Source organism: Pseudarthrobacter sp. SL88 (assembly GCF_026672455.1).
GTDB lineage: Bacteria > Actinomycetota > Actinomycetes > Actinomycetales > Micrococcaceae > Arthrobacter.
On sequence record NZ_JAPPRD010000001.1, the window covers coordinates 2,310,324 to 2,336,085 of the forward strand.

Annotated in this window: 22 protein-coding genes; 8 read left to right on the plus strand and 14 right to left on the minus strand. The window is 65.7% G+C overall.

What is annotated here, in order from left to right; genetic code table 11:
* Window position 1: 1 nt before the first annotated feature.
* The 10 genes from murD to dinB form a co-directional block, all read right to left on the minus strand.
* On the minus strand, window positions 2-1,579 hold the full coding sequence (murD, locus tag OVA06_RS10525; RefSeq protein ID WP_268158141.1) for a UDP-N-acetylmuramoyl-L-alanine--D-glutamate ligase: 1,578 nt from the start codon (window positions 1,577-1,579) through the stop codon (window positions 2-4).
* The gene (mraY, locus tag OVA06_RS10530) at window positions 1,561-2,670 is read right to left on the minus strand and encodes a phospho-N-acetylmuramoyl-pentapeptide-transferase (RefSeq protein ID WP_056077552.1); all 1,110 of its coding nucleotides are present in this window, start codon (window positions 2,668-2,670) and stop codon (window positions 1,561-1,563) included. The genes murD and mraY overlap by 19 nt, the downstream gene beginning before the upstream one ends.
* On the minus strand, window positions 2,667-4,133 hold the full coding sequence (locus tag OVA06_RS10535; protein WP_268158143.1) for a UDP-N-acetylmuramoyl-tripeptide--D-alanyl-D-alanine ligase: 1,467 nt from the start codon (window positions 4,131-4,133) through the stop codon (window positions 2,667-2,669). The genes mraY and OVA06_RS10535 overlap by 4 nt, the downstream gene beginning before the upstream one ends.
* 6 nt (window positions 4,134-4,139) lie before the next feature.
* Window positions 4,140-5,777 (minus strand): UDP-N-acetylmuramoyl-L-alanyl-D-glutamate--2,6-diaminopimelate ligase, encoded by a 1,638-nt coding sequence (locus OVA06_RS10540; RefSeq protein WP_268158145.1) that lies wholly within the window; start codon window positions 5,775-5,777, stop codon window positions 4,140-4,142.
* A 79-nt stretch (window positions 5,778-5,856) separates the two neighbouring features.
* A complete protein-coding gene (locus OVA06_RS10545) occupies window positions 5,857-7,659 on the minus strand; it encodes a peptidoglycan D,D-transpeptidase FtsI family protein (protein WP_056077561.1) in 1,803 nt (600 codons plus the stop codon).
* Between the two features lie 44 nt (window positions 7,660-7,703).
* Entirely contained in the window at window positions 7,704-8,348 is a 645-nt protein-coding gene (locus OVA06_RS10550) for a hypothetical protein (protein ID WP_045732409.1), read from the minus strand.
* Window positions 8,345-9,337, minus strand: a complete 993-nt coding sequence (gene rsmH / locus OVA06_RS10555; RefSeq protein WP_261620555.1) for a 16S rRNA (cytosine(1402)-N(4))-methyltransferase RsmH — start codon at window positions 9,335-9,337, stop codon at window positions 8,345-8,347. The genes OVA06_RS10550 and rsmH overlap by 4 nt, the downstream gene beginning before the upstream one ends.
* Window positions 9,338-9,519: 182 nt before the next feature.
* Window positions 9,520-9,948 carry a division/cell wall cluster transcriptional repressor MraZ gene (gene mraZ / locus OVA06_RS10560; RefSeq protein ID WP_009358613.1) on the minus strand — a complete coding sequence of 143 codons (429 nt, stop codon included), beginning with the start codon at window positions 9,946-9,948 and terminating at the stop codon, window positions 9,520-9,522.
* Window positions 9,949-10,293: 345 nt separating this feature from the next.
* Window positions 10,294-10,668, minus strand: coding sequence for a DUF3040 domain-containing protein (locus tag OVA06_RS10565; RefSeq protein WP_261620554.1), 375 nt, complete (start codon window positions 10,666-10,668; stop codon window positions 10,294-10,296).
* A gap of 271 nt (window positions 10,669-10,939) precedes the next feature.
* Complete coding sequence (gene dinB / locus OVA06_RS10570; RefSeq protein ID WP_156368348.1) at window positions 10,940-12,100, minus strand: DNA polymerase IV; 1,161 nt, start codon at window positions 12,098-12,100, stop codon at window positions 10,940-10,942.
* A gap of 140 nt (window positions 12,101-12,240) precedes the next feature.
* Here dinB and OVA06_RS10575 point away from each other — a divergent pair, with 140 nt between their 5' ends.
* On the plus strand, window positions 12,241-12,771 hold the full coding sequence (locus OVA06_RS10575; protein ID WP_261620553.1) for a hypothetical protein: 531 nt from the start codon (window positions 12,241-12,243) through the stop codon (window positions 12,769-12,771).
* Window positions 12,768-13,862, plus strand: coding sequence for a polyprenyl synthetase family protein (locus OVA06_RS10580; RefSeq protein WP_056077577.1), 1,095 nt, complete (start codon window positions 12,768-12,770; stop codon window positions 13,860-13,862). The genes OVA06_RS10575 and OVA06_RS10580 overlap by 4 nt, the downstream gene beginning before the upstream one ends.
* 9 nt (window positions 13,863-13,871) lie before the next feature.
* On the opposite strand, the gene OVA06_RS10585 is transcribed toward OVA06_RS10580, so the two are convergent.
* Complete coding sequence (locus tag OVA06_RS10585) at window positions 13,872-14,225, minus strand: Rv2175c family DNA-binding protein (RefSeq protein ID WP_056077580.1); 354 nt, start codon at window positions 14,223-14,225, stop codon at window positions 13,872-13,874.
* 241 nt (window positions 14,226-14,466) lie between these two features.
* Here OVA06_RS10585 and OVA06_RS10590 point away from each other — a divergent pair, with 241 nt between their 5' ends.
* Both OVA06_RS10590 and OVA06_RS10595 read left to right on the plus strand, forming a co-directional pair.
* Window positions 14,467-15,849, plus strand: a complete 1,383-nt coding sequence (locus OVA06_RS10590) for a lytic transglycosylase domain-containing protein (RefSeq protein WP_268158148.1) — start codon at window positions 14,467-14,469, stop codon at window positions 15,847-15,849.
* A 101-nt stretch (window positions 15,850-15,950) separates the two neighbouring features.
* Window positions 15,951-18,074, plus strand: coding sequence for a Stk1 family PASTA domain-containing Ser/Thr kinase (locus OVA06_RS10595; RefSeq protein WP_268158149.1), 2,124 nt, complete (start codon window positions 15,951-15,953; stop codon window positions 18,072-18,074).
* Between the two features lie 87 nt (window positions 18,075-18,161).
* Here the strand turns inward: OVA06_RS10595 and OVA06_RS10600 are convergent, their stop codons facing one another.
* Together OVA06_RS10600 and OVA06_RS10605 are read right to left on the minus strand one after the other, a co-directional pair.
* A complete protein-coding gene (locus OVA06_RS10600; RefSeq protein ID WP_268158152.1) occupies window positions 18,162-19,556 on the minus strand; it encodes a class II 3-deoxy-7-phosphoheptulonate synthase in 1,395 nt (464 codons plus the stop codon).
* A 109-nt stretch (window positions 19,557-19,665) separates the two neighbouring features.
* On the minus strand, window positions 19,666-20,430 hold the full coding sequence (locus tag OVA06_RS10605) for a lysophospholipid acyltransferase family protein (protein ID WP_268158153.1): 765 nt from the start codon (window positions 20,428-20,430) through the stop codon (window positions 19,666-19,668).
* A 112-nt stretch (window positions 20,431-20,542) separates the two neighbouring features.
* Between OVA06_RS10605 and OVA06_RS10610 the strand changes: the two genes are divergently transcribed.
* From OVA06_RS10610 to OVA06_RS10620, 3 genes are read left to right on the plus strand one after another with little or no spacing between them, the layout of a single operon-like run.
* Window positions 20,543-21,331, plus strand: coding sequence for an alpha/beta hydrolase (locus OVA06_RS10610; RefSeq protein ID WP_056077594.1), 789 nt, complete (start codon window positions 20,543-20,545; stop codon window positions 21,329-21,331).
* Window positions 21,328-22,140: an alpha/beta hydrolase gene (locus OVA06_RS10615; protein ID WP_268158155.1), complete on the plus strand. Its 813-nt coding sequence runs from the start codon at window positions 21,328-21,330 to the stop codon at window positions 22,138-22,140. The genes OVA06_RS10610 and OVA06_RS10615 overlap by 4 nt, the downstream gene beginning before the upstream one ends.
* On the plus strand, window positions 22,127-22,669 hold the full coding sequence (locus OVA06_RS10620) for a hypothetical protein (protein WP_268158157.1): 543 nt from the start codon (window positions 22,127-22,129) through the stop codon (window positions 22,667-22,669). The genes OVA06_RS10615 and OVA06_RS10620 overlap by 14 nt, the downstream gene beginning before the upstream one ends.
* A 4-nt stretch (window positions 22,670-22,673) precedes the next feature.
* Here the strand turns inward: OVA06_RS10620 and OVA06_RS10625 are convergent, their stop codons facing one another.
* A complete protein-coding gene (locus tag OVA06_RS10625; protein ID WP_056077603.1) occupies window positions 22,674-23,765 on the minus strand; it encodes an ROK family glucokinase in 1,092 nt (363 codons plus the stop codon).
* Between the two features lie 182 nt (window positions 23,766-23,947).
* Between OVA06_RS10625 and OVA06_RS10630 the strand changes: the two genes are divergently transcribed.
* Window positions 23,948-25,756 carry an AMP-dependent synthetase/ligase gene (locus tag OVA06_RS10630; RefSeq protein ID WP_268158159.1) on the plus strand — a complete coding sequence of 603 codons (1,809 nt, stop codon included), beginning with the start codon at window positions 23,948-23,950 and terminating at the stop codon, window positions 25,754-25,756.
* The last annotated feature ends 6 nt before the right edge of the window (window positions 25,757-25,762 follow it).

Consider the following 25,762-nt stretch of genomic DNA (forward strand, 5'->3'; position numbering starts at 1 on the left):
CTTACTCCTCGCCGGTCTTGGCCTGCCCTTCCACCAGCCCGCGGACAGCTTCGATGAATGTGTTGCCGCGGTGTGCGTAGGAAGAGAACTGATCCATGGAAGCAGCTGCGGGAGCCATCAGCACAGTATCGCCGGAGCCGGCCAGCTGGGCTGCTGTCGCAACGGCCAGGGACATGACATGTTCCCCGGGAAGGGGGGAACGGGTACCGGTGGCACCTTCCGCTGCAGCAGTCTGCACCTCTTCAGTGTCACCCGGCGCCGCCGCGATCACGGGGACATCCGGCGCGTGTCGCTGGAGGGCCCCGGCAAGCTCCGAGGAGTCCGTTCCTATCAGTACCACGGCCTTGAGCCGGTGTGCCTGCTCGCGGACCAGGTCGTCGTAGGTGACGCCTTTTGAGAGGCCGCCGGCAATCCAGACGACGTTGGTGAAAGCCGCCAGTGAAGCTGCGGCGGCGTGGGGGTTGGTGGCCTTGGAATCATTGATCCACAGCACGCCTTCGTGGCGGGCTACCGGCTGGATGCGGTGGTCGCCGGGAACGTAGTCGCGGATCCCCTGGCGGACAGCTGCGGCGTCGACCCCGTAGGCGCGGACAAGTCCCGCGGCGGCAAGCGCGTTGGCCACCATGTGCCGGGGAGCGATCGGACCAAGGTCTGCCATGGCCGCGAGTTCCGCGGCGCTGTCCCGCCGCTCTTCGATGAAGGCCCGGTCCACCAGGAGGCCCTCCACGACGCCGAGCATGCTGACCGCCGGAGTGACGGTGGTAAAGCCGACGGCACGGCACCCTTCCACGACGTCGGCGTTCTCCGCCATGCGCTCGGTTTCGAATTGCTCGGCGTTGTAGATGCAGGCCTTTTGGGTCTGTTCGTAGACCTTGGCCTTATCCGCCAGGTAGGAGTCGTAGGAGCCGTGCCAGTCCACGTGGTCTTCGGCAACGTTGAGGCACACGCTGGCCAGCGGCGACAGGGATTCCGCCCAGTGCAGCTGGAAGCTGGAGAGTTCGACGGCGAACACGTCGTATTCGACGGGTTCCCGGATGGCGTCAAGGATGGGCTTGCCCACGTTGCCCACCGCGATGGCCTTCAGCCCTGCGGCCCGCAGCATGGATTCGGTGAGGCCCACGGTGGTTGTCTTGCCGTTGGTGCCGGTGATGGCCAGCCAGTCGGCGGTCTTGCGTCCCTCGCGCTGGCGGACCCGCCAGGCAAGTTCGACGTCGCCCCAGACCGGGATGTGTGCACGGGCTGCTGCAGCCAACAGTGCCTGGTCCGGACGCCAGCCCGGCGAGGTGACGATCAGTTCCGGCAGTTCACCGTCGATCCGCGGAATGCGGGTAACAGCTTCTTCGCCAAGAAGGACATCGGCGGCACCGACGATTTTCAGGGTGTCTGCTGAGGCCTTGGCGGTGTCGCTGGTGGCGGCGTCGACCACCACTACCCGGGCGCCCAGTTCGATCAGCGTGTCCGCGGCGGCAAAGCCGGAGACGCCGATGCCGGTGACTGCCACGCGCAGCCCGGACCAGTCAGAGTCCCAGGTAACGAGGTTTTCCAGGCGGGGGGAAACGGTCACAGCAACACAACCCATTCAGCGTAGAAGATACCCAGCCCGACGGCGACGAAGAGGCCGCCAAGGATCCAGAACCTGACCACCACCGTGACTTCGGCCCAGCCCTTGAGTTCGAAGTGGTGCTGCAGGGGTGCCATTTTAAAGACCCGTTTGCCGCCGGTGGCTTTGAAGTAGCCCACCTGGATGATGACGGAGAGGGTGATGAGGACGAAGAGTCCGCCAATGATGCCCAGCAGCAGTTCGGTGCGCGAGAGGATCGCGAACCCGGCAATGGCACCACCGATCGCCAGGGAGCCGGTGTCGCCCATGAAAATCTTGGCCGGAGAAGTGTTCCACCAGAGGAAGCCCACCAGGGCTGCGCTCATGATGGCCGCCAGCAGGGCGAGGTCCAGGGGGTCGCGGACGGAGTAGCAGCCGCTGCCGGCTTCCCGCGGCGAACCGCAGGCCTGGTTGCTCTGCCAGATTCCCATCAGGGTGTAGGCGCCGAAGACCATGACGGAGGCGCCGGCCGCCAGCCCGTCCAGGCCGTCGGTGAGGTTGACGCCGTTGGTGGCGGCAGTGACGATCAGGTTGGACCAGACCACGAAGAGGATGGCCCCGAGGACGGTCCCCCCGAAGGCGAGGTCGAGCCAGGGCAGGTCACGGACCAGCGAGATCTTGGTGGAGGCGGGTGCGAGCCCGGATTCGTCCGGGAAGTTCAGTGCCAGTACGGCGAAGATGACGCCGACGGCGGCCTGCAGGATCAGTTTGGCCTTGGCGTCCAGGCCCAGGCTTCGCTGCCGCGAGATTTTGATGAAGTCGTCGAGGAACCCGACGAGGCCCATGCCCACCATGAGGAACAGCAGGATCAGGGCGGAGGCGGACGGCCCCGGAGAATCCGGGTTCATCAGGAACATGATGAGGTGTGTGAGCCCGTAGCTGAGCAGGACGGCGGCCACCACCACGGTGCCGCCCATGGTGGGCGTTCCGCGCTTGGTGTGGTGGGACGTGGGTCCGTCGTCGCGGATGAACTGGCCGTAGCCGCGGCGGACCAGCAGCCTGATGAACAGCGGCGTTCCGACGAGGGCGCAAAGCAGGGCCAGCCCGGCGCCGATCAAAAGTGCAATCACAGCAGTGTGCTCCTTTCATCGGCGTTCAGGGGGGTTTGTGGGGGTAATGCTATCCGATCGCCCAGATGGCGCAGGCCCACGCTGTTGGAGGACTTGAAGAGGACCAGATCGCCCGGCTGGAGTTCGGCATTGAGGAGTTCATAGGCCTCCTCAGGAGTTTCGGCGAACAGGCATTCGTCGCCCCAGGAGCCTTCCTGGACAGCTGAGACATACAGGGCCCGCGCCTCCCGGCCCACCACCACCAGCCTGGAGATGTTGAGCCGGACCACCTGCGTGCCCACGGCGGTGTGCTCCCGGATCGAGTCGGCACCGAGTTCAAGCATGGCGCCAAGCACCGCCCAGGTGCGCCTGCCGCGCCCCAGGTCGGCGAGCGTGCGCAACGCCGCCCGCATGGATTCGGGATTGGCGTTGTAGGCATCGTTGATCACCGTGACGCCGTCCGCACGTTCGGTGCGTTCCATCCGCCAGCGGCTTACCGCGCCCTGGCGGCTCAGGCCGGCGGCGATGTCTGCGCCGGACATGCCGGCTGCGAAGGCCGCAGCCGCCGCGGCGAGCAGGTTGCCGGTGTGGTGGGACCCGATGAGCTTGCTGGCCACGTGGTGCGGGCCGTCACCACCGGGCAGCTGGAGGTCGAATTCCGGGTTGCCCTGTTCGTTGGTGTCGGCGCCAAGGGCCTGCACGGCGGCTCCGTCGCGTCCTTCAGCGCTGAAGCCGAGCACGGCGGCCGCTGTGCGGCTGCGCATGGCGGCCACCCTGTCGTCGTCGAGGTTGATGATCGCGGTCCCGCCGGCGGAGAGGCCTTCAACCATCTCCCCCTTGGCGAGGGCGATGTTCGCCACTCCCCCGAATTCGCCGGCGTGGGCTGTGCCGACGGCCAGGACCACGCCAATGTCCGGCTTCACCATGTCGGCGAGGTACCGGATGTGCCCGATCCCGGTTGCTCCCATTTCGATCACGAGATAGCACGTGCCCTCGTCCGCCTGAAAGACGGTCAGCGGGACGCCCACCTCGCCGTTGTAGGAGCCTTTCGGCGCCACCGTTGAGCCTTGGGAGGCGAACAGCCCCGCCAGGAGGTCCTTGGTGGTGGTCTTGCCTGCCGAGCCGGTGATGCCGACGACGGTGAGTACCTGGCCCGCTGCGGCGCGGGCGGCACGGATGCGCCTTACGGCCTCCGCGGCCAGTGCACCCATGGCAAGTACGGCGTCTTCCACCAGTACAGATGGGTAGGAGCTGCCGTCAGGCCTGGCCACCGGGCGCTCCACGAGAGCCAGGACGGCGCCGGATTCGAACGCTGCAGCGATGAAGTCATGCCCGTCAGCGTGTTCTCCGGGCTTGGCCACGTACAGCGAGCCCGGTGTGGCTTCGCGGGAGTCCGTCACTACCGATGTAGGCGTGATTCCGGGATCGGCGTCCAGGCGCCCCTTGGTGATGTCGGCGATTTCGGCCGCAGTAAAAGCAATCATCTCGGTCTAGGACTCTATCCGGTCGTCTTGGAGAACGTTGAATCCCCTGGCTGTCAAGGCGCTGCGCAGTTCCACGCGGTCGTCAAGGGCAAGATTGACGCCTTTGACTTCCTGCCAGACTTCATGGCCGCGTCCGGCCACAAGGATGCTGTCCAGCGGGCCTGCGAGCTCCACTGCGCGTCGGATGGCTTCATCGCGGGGGAAGACCTCCAGGATCTCGCAGGGCAGCGCGTCGCTGCTCCGCGCGTCTTCCGCACCTGCCAGGACGTCGGCGCGGATGGCAGCTGCGTCCTCGTCGTGGGGGTCGTCGTCAGTGATGATGACAGTGTCCGCCAGGCGGGCGGCCACCGCGCCCATGGCGGGGCGCTTGCCCTGGTCGCGCTGGCCGGTGGCACCGAAGACGACGATCAGCCGGGAGCCCGGCGCCGGCGGGCGGACGGCTTCGAGGGCACGGGCCAGCGCATCGGTGTTGTGGGCGAAGTCGACGACGGCGGCCGGCTGCTCGGCGACGAGTTGCATGCGTCCGGGGACGGCAACGGTGAACGGGTCGGCTGTGTCCAGGGCGTCCTGGAGCACAGCGGGGTCCACACCGCCGGAGAGGACCATGACCGCCGCCAGTGCGGCGTTGGCGACGTTGAAGCTGCCGGGCAGCCCGGTGTGCAGGCGCAGTTCTGCTCCGTCCGGGCCTTTGAGGGTGAACGAGGTGCCGAGGCCCCGGGGTTCTGTGGCGGCCACCGCCCAGTCTGCGGCTGCCTGCCCGTCCGTGCTGAGGGTGGTGACCGGGATGCCGGCGGTGCCGGCCAGGCGGCGGCCCCACTCGTCGTCGACCGTCACTACTGCCCTGCGGGCGCGCGCCGGTGTGAAGAGGTCGGCTTTGGTGGCGAAGTAGTCATCCATGGTGCCGTGAAGGTCCAGGTGGTCCTGCGTCAGGTTGGTGAAACCGGCCACGTCAAACAGCACGCCGTCCACGCGCTGGTATGAGATGGCGTGCGAGGAAACCTCCATGGCTGCCGCCCCCAGTCCCCGTTCGCGCATGAGTGCGAGCAGCCCGTGCACTTCGGTCGATTCGGGGGTGGTCAGCAGGCTTGGAATGGGCTCCGTGCCGGCGAGGATCTCGATGGTGCCGATCAGGCCGGACCGGGTGCCGAGGGCGCGCAGCAGTGAGTTGATGAAGTACGTGGTGGTGGTCTTGCCGTTGGTGCCTGTCACTCCGAACAGCGTGAAGTCCTCGTCGGCGCCGTCGGTGCTGCCGTAGATGGCCGCGGAGAGCGGGCCCACCACGTTGCGGGGTTTGTCCACCACGAGGACCGGCACCGGGGTGTCATTGCCCAGCGCCAGCAGGCGCGCACCGGCGTCGTCGGTCAGGACGGCCACCGCCCCTGCTTCCACGGCCTGTGCCACGAAGTCCGCACCGTGGCGGGACGCTCCGGGAAGGGCGACGTACAGGTCTCCGGCTTCGACGGCCCGGGAGTTCAGGGTGATTCCCGTGACCGTGACGCCTGCTGCATGTCCGGGAACTGCGACGCCTACGGCGACGCCGATGCTCTCCAGCCGGACCGGTTCGACGGCGGCGGGCCGGAACCTGGCTTTGCTGGCAGGAGCGGCCGGAACGGCGCTGCTGTGGGACGGCGTGAACTCTGACAAGGAATCTCCGATGGTGCTAGTGGACCGTGCCCGGCTGTGGCCGCAGCGGGCGCTGCTGCAGCGTGGTGGCGCCGGGGTGCTACTTGGCGAACTGGGGCAGCCTGGCCGGTTCGCCGGTGGACGGCTGGACGTTGTAGGTCCGCAGTGCCTGGCTCATGACCGACCGGAAGACCGGCCCGTTGGTAATCCCGTAGATGCTGCCCTTGGGCCGCTGGAGTACCACCTCAACAATAAACCGCGGATCATCCATCGGCGCCATGCCCACCATGGAGGCGGTGTAGCCGCAGAAACCGGACTTGCCGTCGTCGCAGGGCGATTCCGAGGTGCCGGTCTTGGCACCGACCCGGTAGCCGTCGATGGAGGCATCCTTGATCTGGCCCTCGGTGACGGCGCTTTCCAGGATGTCCTGGACCTGCTGGGCGGTGCTGTCAGAAACAACCTGGGTGGCGGGTGCTGCCGGTACCTTTTCCTCGGTTCCGTCGGGGGAAACATACGAGTCGATCAGTCGCGGCTGGAGCATCACCCCGTTGTTGGCCACTGACTGGAAGGCCCGCACGGTCTGGAGGGTGGACTGTGACACCCCCTGACCGAAGAGGACGGTGAATTCCTGCCGCCCGTCCCACTGGTCTGCGGGGGTCAGAATTCCGGAGGCGGTAGCGGGGAGCCCGATGTCCGGGGCCTCGCCAATGCCGAACTTCTGCAACCAGTCATGGCGCTGGTCCTTGCTCAGGGCCTGGCCGGCCATCACGGTGCCCGTGTTCATGGAGTAGCCCAGGATACCCGCGAGGGTGCGCTTCTCGGTGCCGTGTGAAAAGGAGTCGGTAAACGTTTGGCCGTTGACCGTATACGAGGGTGGCAGCGTGTATTCGCTGAGCGGGTTGGCCTTGCCTTCCTCGATCAGGGCCGCTGCGGTCAGCATCTTCTCCACCGAACCCGGCTCGTAGGCTGCGGTAACGGCGCGGACGCCGCGGTCCTTGGCCGCCACGAGGCCCGGGTTGTTCGGATCCGGGGAGTTGGTGTCCGCCATGGCCACCAGGTTGCCGGTCTTGACGTCCATCACAATGATGACGCCCCATTCGGCGCTGAGCTTGTCCGCCTGGCTTTGGATGGCCTGCTGCGCAAAGTACTGGAGGTCGGAGTTGATGGTGAGCTTGACGTTCTTGCCGTCCTGCGGTGCGGTCAGCTCGTCCACGCCCACCGGAATCCGGAGTCCGTCGGCCCCGATTTCGAACAGGCGCTTGCCATCCGACCCCTTCAGGAGGGCGTCCTGCGTCTGTTCGATTCCGGCCTGTCCGCTGCCACCCTCCTGCAGGAAGCCGATGATGCCGCCCGCCACGGAGCCGTTGGGGTAAACGCGCTTGCTGACGCCTTCGGTCACGATGCCGGGCACCTGGAGTTTGGAAATGCGGTCCTCGACGTCCGGCTTTACGTCCTTGGCCACGATGTAGTAGCGCGACTCACCGGTAACGGCTTTGACGATGGCGTCCTTGTCCATGCCAAGGACTGCTGCCAGCTCGGTGAGGCCCTGGTCGCGGCTGACCTCGACGAGTTTTTCCTTACCGTCTACATTATCCAGGCGCCGGTAGGTCTCGGTCTTTGTATTGAGCTGCTGGTCCACCACCACGTTGTAGCGGATCACACTGTTTGCCAGGACCGTGCCGTTGGCGTCCAGGATACTGCCGCGCTCGGCAGGCAGGACCGTTTCTGTCATCCGCTTGTTGAGGGCGGCTTCAGCCATGCCACCGACGTCCAGGCCCTGTACCAGGAACAGCTTTCCGCCAACCACCAGCAGGAGCGTGAGCATGATGCCCAGGCCCAGGCGCAACCGCCTGGTGGGGTTGGGCGCTTTGCCGTTCGCTGCCTTACCGGTCCTCTGCGCCACTGATCTTCCTTGCTGTTCGTCCCTCGTGCCTGCCAGTCCCGCTCTTACTGTCCGGGCACCTTTTGCTGCGGTGCGGGAACCGTGCCGCCGTTAAGTTCTGCCGCTGAGGCCTGGCGGGCGGGCGCTGCCGCTGCGGGCGCCTCAGCGGCAGGAGCCGCTGCGGCGGGCGGGGTTTCTGCCGCCGGTTTGCGGCTTGCCAGGGGTTCACCCGTTGAGGCCGGCGGCACGACGATCAGCTGCCCGGGGACGGCCGGGGCAGGAATGACGGCACCTTCAGTGGCGCCCTTCACTGCCGGCGTGGCCTTGCCAGTGACGGACAGCGTGGAAAGGTCAATCTGGCCCTTGACGGTTGAAGCCACCATTCCCAGGTCCTTGGCCTTGGCCGCAAGGTTCTGCGGGGCCTCGAAATTCTGCACCTGCTGGGTGAGGTCCTGGTTCTGCTTGGTCAGCGTGCTTTGCTTGGCGCGCAGTTCAACCAGCTGGTACTGCGCAGTGGATACCGAGATATTCAGGACCAGGACTGCCACCAGTGCTACCGCAAGCATGGCGAAGCAGAGGACGACGAAAGGAGCACGCCGCTTGCGGGGCATGCTGCGCACCACGGACAGCGGGGTACGGCTCTTCCGTTCCTCGCGCTGCGCCGGATTGCCGGGAGCGGCGGGAAAGTTCTTGACGGCAGCGGTGCTCATGCAGCTCTCCTGGCTCTGATTCGTTCCGCCGCACGGAGCCTGGCTGAGGCGGCACGGGGGTTCTCGGCGATTTCGACGGCGGTGGGCACCTCGGTGCCCTTGGTCACGATCTTGAGTTCGGGTTTATGCTCTTCCAGTTCCACCGGAAACCCGAGTGGGGCGGAGGACTTGGAGCGGCCTTGGAGGACGGCTTTGACGATCTTGTCCTCCAGGGAGTGGTAGGACATGACCACGATTCGCCCGCCCATGGCCAGCGCATCCACGGCGGCCGGGACGGCGCGCTCCAGGACGTCGAGCTCCTCGTTGACTTCGATCCGCAACGCCTGGAAGGTCCGCTTGGCCGGATGTCCACCGGACTTGGCAGCTCCGGCAGGGACGACTGACCGGATCTGCTCCACCAGCTCTCCGGTGGTGGAGAATGGCTTCCCGCCACGTGCAGCGACGATTCGGTTCGCGATGCGGCCAGCGAACTTCTCCTCGCCCCACTTCCGGATGATCCGGACCAGCTCTTCCTCGCTGTACGTGTTGACGACGTCAGCAGCAGTCTGGCCGCGGCTGGTGTCCATCCGCATGTCCAGGGGAGCGTCGAAGGAGTAGGCGAAGCCGCGCTCCCGTTCGTCAAGCTGGAGCGACGAAACGCCAAGGTCCATCAGGATGCCGGAAATTTCGGTTACGCCGAGGTCCGCGAGGACTTCGGGGATTTCGTCGTAAACGGCGTGGACCAGGTCCGTCCTCGCGCTGAACGGTGCAAGCCGCTCCCCCGCAAGGGCGAGTGCTTCCTCGTCACGGTCGATGCCGATCAGGTGAAGGTCCGGGAACCGCTGGAGCATGGCTTCGGAGTGCCCGCCCATACCCAGCGTGGCATCGATGACGATCGGGGCCCTGCCCTGCTGCCGTGCAGCTTCGAATCCGGGGGCCAACAAATTGATGCACCGGTCCCGCAGGACCGGCACATGGCGTTCGGACGTTGGCTTCGGTTGTTCGTTCATGCCTCGTCCTTTCTCGCCGTTGTGGTAGCTGCTTTTCGTTTCCGGGATCAGATCCCCATCCGTACCTACCGTCCCGCCTGCCTGGCTCCGGGGAAGTGAGTCAGGTTGGCTGGCCGATCGGCCGGCTGGAGATCTCATCCAGGAAACTTCCTGCGTGAAACTCCTGCGTACCGCTCCGGGATTCAGAGAATGCCCGGAATGGGATCGTCCGTTTCAGAGAAGGCTGTTTCCTTCTCCGCGAGGTATTCATTCCAGGCCTGGGCGTCCCAGATCTCGGCACGGGAGCCTGCGCCGATGACGGCCAGTTCCCTTCCGAGTCCTGCGTACTCCCGGAGCGCGGGAGGAATTGTCACGCGCCCCTGCTTGTCAGGTACCTCGTCAGAGGCCCCAGAGAGAAAGACACGGATATAGTCACGTGCCTGCTTGGAGGAGATTGGCGCCTCCCGCATCTGCTCGTGGACCCGTGCAAATTCCTTCTCGCTGAAGACGTAGATGCAACGTTCCTGGCCCCTTGTGAGCACCAGCCCGCTGGCCAGTTCCTCACGGAACTTGGCGGGGAGAATGATCCGTCCCTTCTCGTCCAGGCGCGGCGAGTGAGTGCCCAGAAACACTGGCCCACCGCCTGTCCGATATCAGGAAATGCACATCCCCTATGTTGCAACCACCCTCTTATGTCCTCCACATTACTCCACTTTCCCCCACAGTCAACGCAAAATCGGGCGTGGTGAACCGCGAAATTGGGATATCGGCCGCGGAATGGCGCCATTTTCTGCGGGTGGGGGGAAGTGGAGTGGATTTCCAGGGCGCAGCGGGAAGCGGAAAGCCGGCAACTGCGTGAAATGGCCGCTAACAGCGTTAAACAGGAAAAGACCCGCCGCAGCGGGTCTTTCTGTTGTTCGCTCGCCTGCCGGGGAGCGAAGTGGAGGCTCCGGGTGAGGCCCGGTTACCGGCAAGCCCTAGGGCTCACCGCGCCGGCGTTCGTCCCAACGCTCCTCAAGGTTGCTCATGAAGGAACTCCGCGGTTTGCCCGGCTTGCCGGTACTGCCCTTGGCGCCATCCTTTGCTGCCGTGGAACTGCGCATCGTCGCAAAGTACACGCCACCACCCATGACGATAAATCCGAGGACACCGACGAAGATGCTCTGCAGCGTGACGCCAACCAGCAGCAGGAACACGCCTGCCAAGGCACCGAGGACGCCGATCACCACATGCCTGGTTGACCACGAACGCCCGGGGTCCGACCCCATGGAGTTCGCAAACTTCGGGTCATCCTCGTGAAGCTGCTTCTCCAACTGCTCAAGCAGCTTCTGTTCGTGCTCCGACAGCGGCATCACGACCTCCTTCGTAGGCCAACGTCCGGGCTGGTCCCAGAAATTACTCCTGCACCCTTAACGGCTGGTGCGCCTGTTCGGTTCCCGTCTTCCCGCCTGGGCAGGAAGTTGAACCGGGCGCACAGCCGCCGGAGCGGAAGTATGTCCAAAACGGTCCGGCAGTAGTCCAATCACTCAAAAACTATGTATCTCTAAGGATAGTTTGTTGCGGTCCGTTCTGAAAGACGGCGATTTCTTCCGAAACACGGGAACGGCCGCTTTTTGGTCCGTTTTAGCCCGCACCGTTTCCCGGTTCCATCAGACGGGCCGGAAGGACCGACTTGGAGCCGAATTTTCGAGTGACCTCGTCGAGGACCTGCTCTGCGGCGCGCCAGTTCTCATCCCGCCGGTCGATGGTGAGCTGCACCGAGGTTGTTGCCGTGTCCTCCAGCTGCTCGGCCCGCACCCCCACCAGCCGGACGGACATGGCACGGTGCCCGACTGACTCCAGCAACTGGACCGCCACAGCATAGATCAGCTGTGCACTGTCAACGGGAGCCTGCAGCGTGCGGCTGCGGGTGATGGTGGAAAAGTCCGCAAAGCGCAGTTTCAGGGCCACGGTCCTTGCCACCATGCCGGAGCTTCGCAGGCGTCCGGCCGTGCGGTGCGACAACCGAAGGAGCTCGCGGTGGAGGAGGGCGTCATCGGAGGTGTCAACCGCAAAAGTCTCTTCAGCTCCGATGCTCTTTTCCAGCCGCACGGGCGTAACCGGCCTGGGGTCGATGCCCCAGGAAAGCCGGTGCACGTGCTCACCCCCGGCGCCGAGCATCCGGCGGAGAGTGGAGACGGGAGTGGCAGCCACATCCGCCACCGTCCGGATTCCCATTCGTGCCAGGACTTCAGCTGTCTTTGCCCCCACACCCCACAGCGCTCCCACCGGCAGGCTGTGCAGATACGGCACGGTTTGATCGGGGCCGATGAGCAGCAGGCCGTCCGGTTTGCAGCGGGTGGAGGCGATTTTCGCCACGAACTTCGATTCGGCGATGCCCACAGATGCCGTGATGCCGAGCTCGGAAGCGACCCGGCGCCGAATGAGTTCACCGATTTCCCTCGGGGGGCCCAGCCTGCGGATCGCTCCGGTGACGTCCAGGAAGGCTTCATCAACGCTGAGCGGCTCCACGAGTTCAGTCACGGATTCGAAGATGGCCATCAGCTGGGCCGAGACCTCGTAGTACAGCTTGTGCCGCGGTTCGATGATGACAGCCTGCGGGCACATCCGGGCGGCGACGGCCATGGGCATGGCTGACTTAACGCCAAAGGCGCGCGCCTCATAGGAGCCGGACAGGACCACTGAGCGCTCCCCCGGAAAGCCGACGATCACTGGCTTGCCGCGAAGTTCGGGGCGTGTCCGCAGTTCGACCGAGACGAAGAAGGCGTCCATGTCCACGTGCATGATGCACTTCCGCCTGCCGCCCGGAAGGCGTGCTGCGGCTGGCTGGTTTCTAGCGTCGGGCCCCACGGCTGCAATCCTATCCGTAGGTACTGACTAAACTGGAGGCTGAATCCGGCATCAACACCAGGAGGAAAGTCCCTGTGACGGTCATTGGAAACTTCAAACCGGCTGGCCTGGCCGTTCTTGCCGCAGGTGCGGCACTGGCCCTGGCAGCCTGCAGCCCGGCCCCGTCACCGGCACAGCCGTCACCATCCTCCCCCGCCACTGTGCCTGCAACTGCACATGCGACTAATACTGCGTCGGCCAGCCCCAGCGCCTCGCCCAGCACCTCAGCTACGGTGGGGGCCCTCGTTGACGGCTTCCCGCAGCAACTCCTCCCCCTGATGCCGAACGCGACCGTTGTATCCAGCAGCTTTGACAAGTCGTCCGCGCCCGCAACCGCCGCCCTGGTGGCGACAGTCGCCGGGCCCACGTCCGCCGTCGTCGACTTCTACACGAAGGCGCTGGAAGCGCAAGGCTTCAAAGCGGTGCCCGGTGACGCCGTCGGGGCCGTGGCCTCCAAGGACTTTGTCCGCGGTGACAGCGAGACTGTTAACCTCTCGGTGGTTGAGGCGTCCGGAGTGGCGACTTTCACTATCGGCGCCAACGTGGCTGCTGAGTCCGCCAAGTGACGGGCGCCGAGCAGCTAAGGAACGAACAGGCCGACTTTGTGGCTTCGGTGGCCGGGGAATTGACTGGTTTCCTCACCTCCCGCCAGGGGATCATGTCCGGCATCTCCCCGGACATCGACCCCATCATGGGGTCAATTTCGAACCTCGTCACCGGCGGTAAGCGCCTGCGCGCCCTGATGTGCTACTGGGGCTGGCGCGGGGCGGGCGGAGACGCCGGCGCCGCTGAGGTGGTGGCGGCAGGTGCAGCCCTCGAACTCTTCCAGGCCGCCGCCCTGATCCATGACGACATCATCGACCGCTCGGATACCCGCAGGGGCGGACCCAGCGTCCACCGCAGGTTCAGCCAACTCCACGAAGCCCAGGGTTGGGCCCTGGACAGCGGGCGGTTCGGGCAGGCAGCAGCAATTCTCGCCGGCGACCTGTGCCTGTCCTTCAGCGAAGAGGCATTCACGGATATCGGCGAACGGGCGGCTTCGGGCAGCCGGGCACGGTTGATCTTCAACCTCATGCGGGCGGAAGTCATGGCGGGGCAGTACCTGGACATCCTGGAAGAGGTGGCCGGTCCGGTCCGCGACCGCGCGGGCGCCGTCAGCCGTGCGCAATCGATCATCAGGTTCAAAAGCGCCAAGTACTCCACGGAGCACCCCCTGGCCCTGGGCGGCGCCCTGGCCGGCGCCACCAACGATCTTCTGCGCGGCTATTCAGCGTTCGCCCTTCCCTTGGGCGAGGCATTCCAGCTTCGCGACGACGTCCTGGGCGTTTTCGGGGACCCCCTCACCACCGGGAAACCGGCCGGAGATGACTTGCGCGAGGGCAAGCGCACGGTACTCGTGGCGCTGGCCCTGGACCAGGCTTCTCCGGCCGAGTCCGCCTTCATCGATTCCAGGCTGGGAAGTCCGGAACTGGACGACGGGGACGTCCAGGAGATCCGCCGGATCATCGAAGACTCAGGAGCGCTGCAGGCCACCGAAGTGCTGATTGGTGAATACGGCAACGCGGCCTACGGGGCCCTCGAGGCGCTGCAGCTGGATGAGCTGCCCAAGACCGCACTCAGGAGGCTGGCCGAGGCTACCGTCAGCCGGGCCTCCTGAGGACAGCAGTTACCAGGCCAGCGTCTGCGCCCTGCGCCGGATCTCGGTCTTCCGCCCCTCACGCAGGGCGTCAATCGGCCGGCCGCGCAGCGACTCGTCCGGAGTGAAAAGCCACGTGATCAGGTCTTCGTCGGAATAGCCGGCGTCGGCCAGCACCACGATGGTGCCTTTAAGGCTGTCCACCACCTGGCCGTCCTGGAGGAATTCTGCCGGTACTGAGCGGATATTCCGTTCGCCCACACGCGCAGCCACGAGGGCACGCTCATCAATAAGGCCATGGACCCTGGTAATGGAAACATTCAGCAATTGGGCGACATCGGGGAGGGGCAACCATTCGCCCACGAGGTTTTCTACGTTACTCACGAATCAAGGTTGCCACGGTGCGCGGTCCGGCGCCTAGTCGATTCATGCGCCCAGTGCTCCTGCCCTGCGGACACTCCGAAATTCTTCCTTACGGCAAAAGCGCGAATTCTTGTGCTAACCGCGAATTCATGAGAGATTCTCACTGTTCACACTCGTAACAAAGATCACTCGAGTAACAGTAGTATCAAGCACTAATGCGGCACCCCCGTCCGCACCCGCAGTTGAGAAGAGGATCCCTTACATGACGATGTCCCGCTCGCCGAAGCAGCCCCCCAGGCCGAGCTTGCCGATGATTGCTGCGACGACGGCGGCACTGCCGGCGGTTGTCCTGTCGTCCCTGGCCCTCGCACAGCCGGCCTTGGCCCACCAGCCGGCCAAATCGCTCCCCGCGACCCTGACCGCGGCGATGAACGCGCAGGCGGCAGCCAAGGCCAAGGCCACGGCAACGGTCATTCCGGCCTCGTCCGTTTCCACCACGATTCCGGCGGCCTTTAAACCGGCACAGAATTCTGCGCCTGCCGAATATACAGTCGCCCGCGGAGACACCATCAGCGCCATCGCCGGAAAATTCAACCTGAACACCGGGGAAGTGCTCAGGCTGAACAATCTGCAGGCGAACACCATCATTTACCCGGGGCAAAAGATCAAGCTGTCCGGCAGTCCTGCCGCAGCAGCCCCGGCCCCCGCCGCGCCGGCCGCTGCGCCCGCTTCGGCCGCCGGCGCCACCTACACCGTCAAGCCAGGTGACACGTTGGGCGCCGTCGCCGCCCGGCACAACGTGAGCCTTGGGGATGTCTTCAGCTGGAACAACCTCAACATGAGGTCCATCATCTACCCCGGCCAGAAGATCAAGGTGGGCGCCGGTTCGCAGGCACCTGCTGCCCCCGCGGCCGCAGCGGCACCGGCGGCCTCACTCGCCAACACATCAGCCCCGCAGGCTCCGGCGGCGGGCTCCTACACCGTCAAGGCGGGCGACACCCTCTCAGCCATCGCATCGCGCCATGGGGTGAAGCTGCCCGAACTGCTTTCCGCGAACGGGCTGAACCTCGGCTCCATCATTTACCCGGGCAACAAACTGAACGTCCCCGGCTCAGGCTCGCAGCCTGCTGCTGCGCAGCCGGCAGCGCCCGCAGCCCCGCTGGTACCGAGTTCCTTCCTTGGGTTCACCTACCCGCCGGCAGTGGTGAGCTCCGCGAATGAGAACAAGGCACTGCTTAATGCTTCCCCGGTCCCGTCCCGGGCAGAGATGCAGAACATCGTGGCAGACACCGCCCGCCGCATGGGTGTTGAGCCGTCACTGGCCCTGGCGTTCGCCTACCAGGAGTCCGGCTTCAACCAGCGCGCGGTCTCCCCCGCCAATGCCATCGGAACCATGCAGGTTATCCCCAGCTCCGGCAAGTGGGCCTCGGACTTGGTGGGCCGCAAACTGAACCTGCTCGATCCCTACGACAACGCCACGGCAGGAGTTGCGATCATCCGCCAGCTGTTGGCTACCAGCAAGGACCGGGATACGGCGATCGCAGGCTACTACCAGGGCCAGTATTCGGTAAGCAAGTACGGGATGTACGACGACACGAAGGCCTATGTGGCGGCCATCAAGGCACACCAGAAGAACTTTGGCTAAAGCCTTGGCCGGCCCGGTGTGACCGGGCCGGCAGCAGCTGATGGAACGGGTTCGGGCCGGTTGACGGCCCGGACCCGTTCCATTGCAACTAGGATCGGAGGGTGCAGGAAAACGTGTCTGACCCCCTTGTAGGAACGCTGGTGGATAACCGCTACGCCATCAGGTCCAAGCTGGCGCGGGGCGGCATGTCCACTGTGTACCTTGCCGAGGACCAACGGCTGGAACGTGATGTGGCGCTGAAAGTGCTGCATCCCCACTTCTCCGCCGACGAAAGTTTCCTGGGCAGGCTGGGCCGTGAAGCCAAGGCCGCCGCGAAGCTGTCCCATCCCCACGTGGTGGGTGTCCTCGATCAGGGCAACGACGGCCACACGACGTATCTGGTGATGGAGTACATCAAGGGACACACCCTGCGGGACGTCATCACTGACAAGGGCGCCCTGCCGCCACGGCTGGCGCTGGCCCTGATCGATCCGGTGGTGGAAGGCCTTGCGGCAGCGCACGCAGCCGGTTTTATCCACCGGGACGTCAAACCCGAGAATGTCCTCATCGCCGACGACGGCCGGATCAAGGTGGGAGACTTCGGCCTTGCCCGGGCCGTGACGACGTCCACCAGCAGCGGGGCGCTGATCGGAACGGTTGCCTACCTCTCCCCTGAGTTGGTTTTGGGCCGGCCCGCCGATGCCCGCAGTGACGTTTACTCCGTTGGCATCATGCTTTACGAAATGCTGACCGGCAAGCAGCCCTTCGGCGGAGACGTTCCCATTCAGGTGGCCTACCAGCACGTTAACAGCACGGTGGGTCCGCCGTCCGCGCTCGTTCCGGGCCTGGCAGCTGAAGTGGATGAACTCGTACAGTGGTGCACCGCAAACGATCCCGAGAACCGTCCGGTTGATGGAAGCGCACTGCTGCAGGAACTCCGCCATATCCGCACCAACCTGACAGACTCCGAACTCGACCTGCAGCCACCGGCAGCGCTGGGAGCCTCCCCTCACGGCATGCCCGGGTTCACGGGGCTGCCCGGCGCAACGGATCCCTCCGCCGGGCCCAGCCATACAGAGTTCATCCCGCACATCAGCAATCAGACGTCCGTCATGCCCGCCGGCCGTCCCCTGCCGCCTCCCTTCCAGCCGGCAGGCCACGTCACGGCCGCCCGCAACCCGACGCCGGCACCCCGCACCGGCCACACCCTCACCCCGCCCGGCGAAGACGAGAGTCCGGCCTGGGCCCCGGTTCCCCCGGCGTTGAGCAAGCGGGCCCAGCGCAAGGCGGAAAAGGACGATGAAAGGGCCCGCGCACGGGCTGCAGCAACACCGGCCCGAAGCCTGCGTGAAGGCAGCCCACGGCGGAGGGGCATTCTCTGGATCATCGTCCTGGTCATTGCTGCGCTGCTTGCCACCGGAGCCGGCTGGTTCTTCGGGATGGGGCCGGGTGCAGCGGCAGCCATACCGGCGGTGGCCAACAGGACCGTAGCGGAGGCTCAGCAACTGCTGAGCGATGAAGGATTCCATTCGACCACCAGCGACGTCTTCGACGATGCCGTTCCTTCAGGCCGGGTGGTAGGCAGCGACCCGCAGGCGGGAGCGGAGATCCGCAAGTTCCAGCCGGTTTCACTGCTCGTATCGAAGGGCCCCCAGCTTTATCCCCTGCCGGAACTGACGGCCGGCTCCCTCGACGAGGCCAAAAACGCCCTCAACGCCGCCGGAATGGCGCTGGGCAAAGTAACCGAACAGTTTGATGAAGGGACCTCGGCGGGAACCGTGCTCTCCCAGGATCCTGCAGCCGGTACTCCTGCCCGGCGGGGCACTGCGGTGGCAATGGTTGTCTCCAAAGGCCCCGAGCCCATTGCCGTCCCCTCAGTGGTGGGGAAGGCGGAGAACCAGGCCGTTGACGCCATCGAGGCAGCAGGCCTGAAGGCGGAGGTCGCCAAGGACGAGGTCTTCGACAGGAAGGTCCCCGAAGGCGCCGTGGTCAGCCAAAGTCCTGCCAACGGGACGTTGACCCGCGGCGGAACGGTCACCTTGACCATTTCGAAGGGTCCCCGGATGGTGGAGGTCCCAAGTTATATCGGCAAGCAGGCCGGGGAGGCCGAACAAGCTTTGCGGAAGCTTGGATTCGAGGTCCGTCTTAACAAGGTCCTGGGCGGATTCTTCGGCACCGTCAGGGACCAGGATCCAGTGGACACCGAAGTTCCTGAAGGGTCCGTCATCACCCTGACAGTGGTGTAGGCCGGGTAGTGCAGGAGGGGCGCCTCGCGGTGCCCCTCCTGCAGCGCCGTCGCAGCGCGGAAAACGCGCGGCCCACGGGGTTTCCAGTCAGTTTTTGGCGAGTGCCCCGGCCACCAGGAAGGCCATTTCGAGTGACTGCATGTGGTTCAGGCGGGGATCGCAGACAGACTCGTAGCGGTCCAGGAACGCGTCCTGGTCGATCGGGTCCGCGCCGCCCAGGCACTCCGCAACGTCGTCACCGGTCATCTCGGCGTGCAGGCCGCCCGGTACCGTGCCCAGGGCGTGGTGCACCTCGAAGAAGCCGCGCACCTCGTCGATGACATCGTCGAAGTTGCGGGTCTTGTACCCGTTCGGTGAGGTGACCGTGTTGCCGTGCATGGGGTCGGTGACCCACAGGACCTGAGCGCCGGACGCCGTGACCTTTTCGACGACGGCGGGCAGCTTTTCACGGATGTTGCCGGCTCCCATGCGGGTGATGAAGGTCAGGCGGCCCGGTTCGCGTTCCGGGTCCAGCTTGTCGATGAGCCGCAGGGCGTCGTCGCCGGTGGTGGACGGGCCGAGTTTCACGCCGATGGGGTTGCGCACCCGCGACAGGAAGTCGACGTGGGCGTGGTCGAGTTCGCGGGTCCGCTCCCCGATCCACAGGAAGTGGGCCGATGTGTCGTAGGGGAAGCCCGTCCGCGAGTCGATCCGGGTCAGTGCGCGTTCGTAGTCGAGCAGCAGCGCTTCGTGGCTGGCGAAGAACTCCACCCGCTTGAGTGCCTCGAAGTCCGCGCCGCAGGAGTCCATGAACTTAATGGCGCGGTCGATGTCGCGCGCCAGGGATTCGTAGCGGGCGTGCGCCGGGTTCTCGGTGAAGCCCTTGTTCCACTGGTGGACGGACCGGAGATCGGCGAAACCGCCCTGCGTGAAGGCCCGGATGAGGTTCAGGGTGGACGCGGACGTGTGGTAGGCCCGCAGCATCCGGGACGCGTCGTGGCCGCGGGACTCGGGGGTGAATTCATATCCGTTGACGATGTCGCCCCGGTAGGCCGGCAGGGTCACGCCGTCCCGGGTCTCATGGTTGGAGGAGCGGGGCTTGGCGAACTGTCCTGCCATCCGGCCCATCTTGATCACTGGCATGGCCGCGCCGTAGGTCAGCACCACCGCCATCTGGAGGATGGTCTTCACCCGGGCGCTGATCTTGTCTGCCGTGGCTGCCTCGAAGGTCTCCGCGCAGTCGCCGCCCTGTAGGAGGAACGCCTTGCCTTGCGCTGCGGCGGCCAAGCGCTCCCGGAGTACGTCCACTTCGCCGGCGAACACCAGCGGCGGAAGCACCGAAAGCTCCTTCACGGAGGCATCGAACACGTCCCTGTCCTGCCAGCTGGGCTGCTGCGAGATGGGCAGCCCGCGCCAGTCGTCAAGTCCGGGATAGGTGGCGGCGCCGCTTTGGGAGTTGCCGGACAGCGGAAAGGCGGGGTTTGCAGATAGCTGAGTCACCATCTAAGACTAGCGTCCGCGCAGGTCGGCTGGACACCGTGCCGTCACGGTTCCCGGCCCCTGCGTCACAACGGATGGGCGGCGCCGGGACACCCATCCTCCGGGCACCCGATCAGTGTGCCGCCGGCTCCCCGCCGGACTCTCCGCCAGCCGGCGGCGACTCCAGTGGCTCCGCTGAGGCGGCAGGCTCGCCGGGCTTGCCGGCGAGGCGCAGCTTCACCACGGCAGCGTATTCGTCCACGTATTCCTGCCCCGACAGCCGCTGCAGTTCCAGCATGATGCGGTCCGCCACCGTCCGCTGGGTGCCACGGTCCCCGGCCTGGTCCTGGTAACTGCTGAAGTCGAGCGGTTCACCGAAAATCATCCCAATCCGCCGGATGTTGGGGAGCCGTTTTCCGATGGGCTGCACCTTGTCCGTGCCGATCATCGCCACGGGGATAACGGGGACCCCGGCCTCGAGGGCCAGCCTGGCAACACCCACCTTGCCCCGGTACAGCTTGGCATCGGGGCTCCTGGTCCCTTCCGGATAGATCCCCAGCAGGCCGCCGTGGGTCAGCACGTCCATGCCGGCACTGAGGGAGGCCGCAGAAGCTGCGCCGCCGGACCTGTCCATGGGCAACTGGTTGGTGAGCCGGAAAAAGAGCGCGGTCAGGCGGCCCTTGATTCCGGTGCCGGTGAAGTATTCCGACTTGGCCAGGAAGACCACCGGGCGGCGGACCATCAGTGGCATGAAGATCGAGTCGGAAAACGAGAGGTGGTTTGAGGCGATGATCGCGGCGCCCTCGGCCGGAATGTTGTCCAGGCCCTTGACCCAGGGGCGGAAAAGAAGCTTCAGAACAGGACCGAGGAAAATCCTCTTCATGACCCAATAAAACACGCGGTGAACCTCTCGGAAGGTCGGCCCCAGGCTCCGCTCCGGGCCTGTTTCAGCAGTTCAGATGCAACCCTACTCTAGTGAGATTTATCCGGAACAGTGACACGATGTAGGCATGACTGAAAGCAGCACACCGCCCCGCCCCGCCGCGTTCAGTTATCCCGGCCATGGCCCCAATGCGGACATCGGCATCGCCATTTGCCACGGCTTCACGGGCAGCCCGCTCAGCGTGCTGCCGTGGGCGGAGCATCTCGCCGCCCAAGGCTATGCGGTAACCGTCCCCCTGCTGCCCGGCCACGGAACGGACTGGCGGCAACTCGCCCAGACGGGGTGGCGCGATTGGTTCGGCAGTTTCGAGGCGGCCTACCTCGATCTTTCCGCCAAGACATCCACCTGTTTTGTGGCGGGCCTGTCCATGGGCGGTGCGGTGGCCCTGCTCACCGCCGCCCGGCATAAGACGGCCGGCGTGAGCATCGTCAACCCCGGCCTGAGTTTCTATGACCGGCGCGTCCGGGTGATCGGGCTGCTGAAGTTCTTCCAGCGCACCACCATTCCCGTTCCGGAGGAACATTCGACGGCGCCCGCCACGGAAGACGGCGACTACTCGCGGACACCCCTGGCGGCAGTGCACGAACTCAAGAAGCTGTTCAACGCAACACTTCGGGAACTGCCTGCGGTCACGGCACCGGTGCAGGTCTTCAAATCCGTGACCGATGAGGTGGTACCGCCCACCTCCCTGGAACTGCTGAGGGCACGGCTGCGCGACAGGGTGACAGAGGTGATTGAACTTGCGGGCAGTGGCCACGTGGCTACGCTGGACGTTGACGCGCCGGAAATCTTCACCCGATCAAGCGGGTTCTTCCGCGACCATGCCCGCCAATCCAGCCCTTCGGAGACCCCATGACTGCCGGCCCGGACCACAGTCCCTTTAGCAGTGCCACCAGCGGCTCGGGGCCACGGGCAGGCGTAGTGCTGTCGCATGGGTTCACAGGCAGCCCGCACAGCCTGCGCGGCTGGGCGCAGGCGCTTGCCGGGGCCGGCTTCGCGGTGCGGATGCCGCTCCTGCCGGGCCATGGCACGAGCTGGCAGGAACTGTCGCGCACGCGGTGGCAACAATGGCACGGCGCCTTGGATGATGCGTTCCTTGAACTCGACGCCGAATGCGACCATGTTTTCGCTGCCGGGCTGAGTATGGGCGGGGCACTTGCGCTGCGGGTCGCTGCCACGCGGCCGGTGGCCGGCGTGGTCCTGGTCAACCCCGGGCTGGTGATTGATGACCCGCGCGCTCCGTTGGCAGGCATCCTGAAGCTGGTCATGAAGAGCACCCCTGCCATCGCCAACGACATCCTGAAGGCGGGTATCGACGAAGGCGCTTATCCCCGCACTCCCGTCGCCGCAGCACACGAACTGAACAAAATGTTCAAGGACACCGCCCGGCTGCTCCCCCGCATCACGGCACCGGTGCAGGTCTATCGGTCCGCCGTGGACCATGTGGTGTCGGACTCCAGCATTTCCGTCCTGCGCCGCGGCTTGACCCATGCGCCCCTGGACCTGGTCCGGCTGGATAACAGCTACCACGTGGCCACCATGGACAACGATGCCGAACAGATATTCCAGGGTTCGGTGGACTTCATCCGGGCAACGCTTGCTGCGCTGGCACCCGGCGTGGCGGCTCCCGCGGGCTCCGGGGAGGCCGGAAATGAACAGGCCTGATTCCGGATCCGCGGACCAGGGCGCCAACCAGGACGACGCCGTCTGGCTCGACCTGGTGGCGCGGCTGGAGGCGGACACTCCTCCGCCGGAGCGCAACGTGCCGGATTCTGTTGCCAAGCCGCCCGGGCCGGCGTCCTTCCGTGACTTTGATCCCCTCAATCTGTCCGGTGCCGCACCCATGGAACGTTCGGCCGCCGAGCGCCTGGACAGCCAACGCGGAGAGCCGCGCGATGACGATACGCCGGAGGCGCCGCCGGCCGGCCCGCGCGACTACGGCGTTGAGGATGACGGAGGCGACTTCGTGCCCGGTGAGCCGCCCAGCCTTTCCGGGACAGACCCCATGACAATGCTGGCCTGGCTGGCCGCAGTCGGCGGGCCCATTGCGCTGCTGCTGTCCACCATGTTCTGGCGATCGGCGCCCGTGCTGGCCATTTGGGGCATCGTTGCTGCATTTGTTGCCGGCACGGTGTACCTCATCATGAAGCTTCCGCAGGAGAAGGACGAGGACGACGACGGCGCCCGGGTCTGAGCAGTCAGCTGCGGACCCTGCCGCTCACGCGGGAGAGGTCGGCGGCACCGATCAGGCCGGCGTTGGGTCCAAGGTGGGCCAACTGGATACCGGCGGCCGGCCGGAAGCCACGGCCCGTCAGGTTCCTGGCAAATGCCTTCCTGGCGGGCTCCACGAGGAGATCGCCTGCTGAACACAGGCCTCCGCCGATGACGAACAGTCCTGGGTCGAGGGCGGCCGCCAGGTTGGCAAGCCCCAGGCCGAGCCACTCCCCTACCTCTTCGATCAGTTCGCGCGATGCCGTATCCCCGGCGAGGGCGAGTTCGGTGACGATGGCTCCGGTAATGGTCTCTGCGCGGCCACCGACCGCAGCCAGAAGGTCCTGGGCCATGGGCGAGTTGCTGCTGGCAAGGATCCTCGCTTCCCGGCCGAGGGCGTTGCCGGAGGCATATTGTTCCCAGCAGCCGCGGTTGCCGCATTCGCAGCGGTGGCCGCCGGGCATGATGACCTGGTGGCCGAACTCACCGGCCACGCCGAAGCGGCCGCGTTCCACCCGGCCGTCCATCACCATGGCCCCACCGATTCCGGTGCCAAGGGTGATGCATACCAGGCGGCTTTCCCCTTGCCCGGCGCCGAACCGCCACTCGGCCCACGCGGCGGCGTCGGCGTCGTTGGCCAGCAGCACCGGGCGCCGCAGGAGCTGCTGGAGGTTGGCGCGCAGGGGCTCGTTCCGCCAGGCGAGGTGGGGACTGAAAAGGACAGTGCCGCCGTCGAGGTCCATCCAGCCCGCAGCCCCGATGCCCACCGACCGGATCCGCCGCCCGCTGCCGAGCTCTTCGACCAGTTCCACGATGACCCGTTCCACAGCCCGGGGATCGGTGCCGGGCGTGGTGCGGCGGGCTTCGCTGAGGATCCGGCCTTCCTCGTCCACAACACCTGCAGCCACCTTGGTGCCGCCGATGTCGATACCGATCGCCAATCCCCTGCGGCCCAGGCGCGCCCGCCCCCGGGAACCTTTTCCCTGCCCTGATGTGGCACGGTACGGGGCGGACCGCCGCTTCCACGGCGCGGATCGACGGAGGTGGCCGGCCTGGTCGCCGGAGGGCGGTGCGTACATAGTCCCCAAGTCTAGGCTCGCGGCCGGGCCTCCGGAGCCGGGGCACGCTGGCTCCGGACCCGCCGCTGCCGCATTGACGGCTAAGTTACTGGCCAGTAACTTTAGATACAGCACTGTCCTGCGGCGGCATACTAGGCTTGTTACATGCCCCCTGCGGGACGACGGATATCAAAGGAGCTATAGTGCGCCAATTCAGTGTTCCGCCCCTTGTTGTTGTTCCACCGGAGACCAACATCACCGACCTGCTGCTGCGGCAGGCCAAAAAGGCCAGCAACCCGGCACTGTTTTCCCGCCTTGACGCATCCGGCTCCTGGCAGAACGTCTCCGCCACCGATTTCCTGGCTGACGTTAACGCCTTGGCTAAGGGTCTGATGGCCAGTGGCGTGGGTGCCGGCGACCGCGTGGGAATCATGTCCCGGACCCGCTACGAATGGTCCCTGGTGGACTTCGCCATTTGGTTTGCGGGCGCCATCTCGGTTCCAATCTATGAGACCTCGTCCCCGTCCCAGGTGGCCTGGAACCTTGGTGATTCCGGGGCCGTCGCCGCATTCGGCGAATCCGCACACCACGAAAACATCATCCTGCAGGCTGTCAACGCCGAAGGCCTCACCGACTTGAAGCACGTCTGGCAGCTGGAAGGCGACGGCCTGGATGCCCTCCGCGAGGCCGGGCGCGGCGTCAGCGATGAAGAGCTCGAGTCGCGGCGGAGTACTGCCGGCCTCGCCGATACGGCCACCATCATCTACACATCCGGCACCACCGGGCGGCCCAAGGGTTGCGAGCTGACGCACGGGAACTTCGTGGAGCTCTCGGACAACGCCCTGGCCATCATCGGCGAAATCGTCCACGAGGACGCCAAGACCATCATGTTCCTTCCGCTGGCACATGTCTTCGCACGGTTCATCTCCGTCCTTGCCATGGCTGCCGGGACCACCGTGGCGCACACGCCGGACATCAAAAACCTGCTCGCGGACCTGCAGAGCTACGAGCCCACCTTCATCCTGGCCGTGCCACGGGTTTTCGAAAAGGTTTACAACTCGGCCATGACCAAGGCGGAGGACGGCGGCAAGGGCGCCATATTCCACCGGGCCGCCGATACCGCCATCGCGTACTCGAAAGCACGCCAGGAAGGCCGCATCGGGCTGGGCCTCAAGCTCCGCCATGCGCTGTTCGACAAGCTGGTGTACGGCAAGCTGCGCGCAGCGATGGGCGGCCATGTGGCCCACGCCGTGTCCGGCGGCGGCCCGCTCGGCGAACGCCTGGGCCACTTCTTCCAGGGCATCGGCATGCAGGTACTCGAGGGGTACGGCCTGACCGAAACCACTGCCCCCATCTCGGTCAACACCCCGTCCCGGATCAAGATAGGGTCCGTGGGCAAGCCGCTGCCCGGTAACGCCGTAAAGATCGCCGAAGACGGTGAAATCCTCACCCAGGGCGTCTGCGTGATGCGCGGCTACTACAAGCGCGACGACCTCACCGCGGACACGTTCGACGACGGCTGGTTCCGTACCGGAGACATCGGCCGGCTCGATGAGGACGGCTTTGTCTGGATCACCGGCCGCAAGAAGGAGATCATCGTAACGGCCGGCGGCAAGAACGTGATCCCCGCCCTGCTGGAAGACCAGATCCGGGCCGACGCCCTGGTCTCGCAGGTCCTCGTAGTGGGTGACAACCGCCCGTTCATCGGCGCCCTGGTCACCCTTGACCAGGAGGCGCTGCCGGGCTGGCTCCAGCGGCACGGGCTTCCAGCCGGCACCTCGCTGGAGGAGGCAGCAGAGAACCCTGTGGTCAAGGCAGCGGTGCAGGACCTGATCACCGCCGCCAACGGGTCTGTGTCCCAGGCCGAGGCCATCAAGTCGTTCCGGATCGTTCCGGCCGACTTCACCGAGGCGTCCGGACACCTGACGCCGTCCATGAAGGTAAAGCGGGCACAGGTGATGAAGGATTTCGAGGCCATTATCGAGGAGATGTACTCGGCACCCCGCTCCTGACCCAAG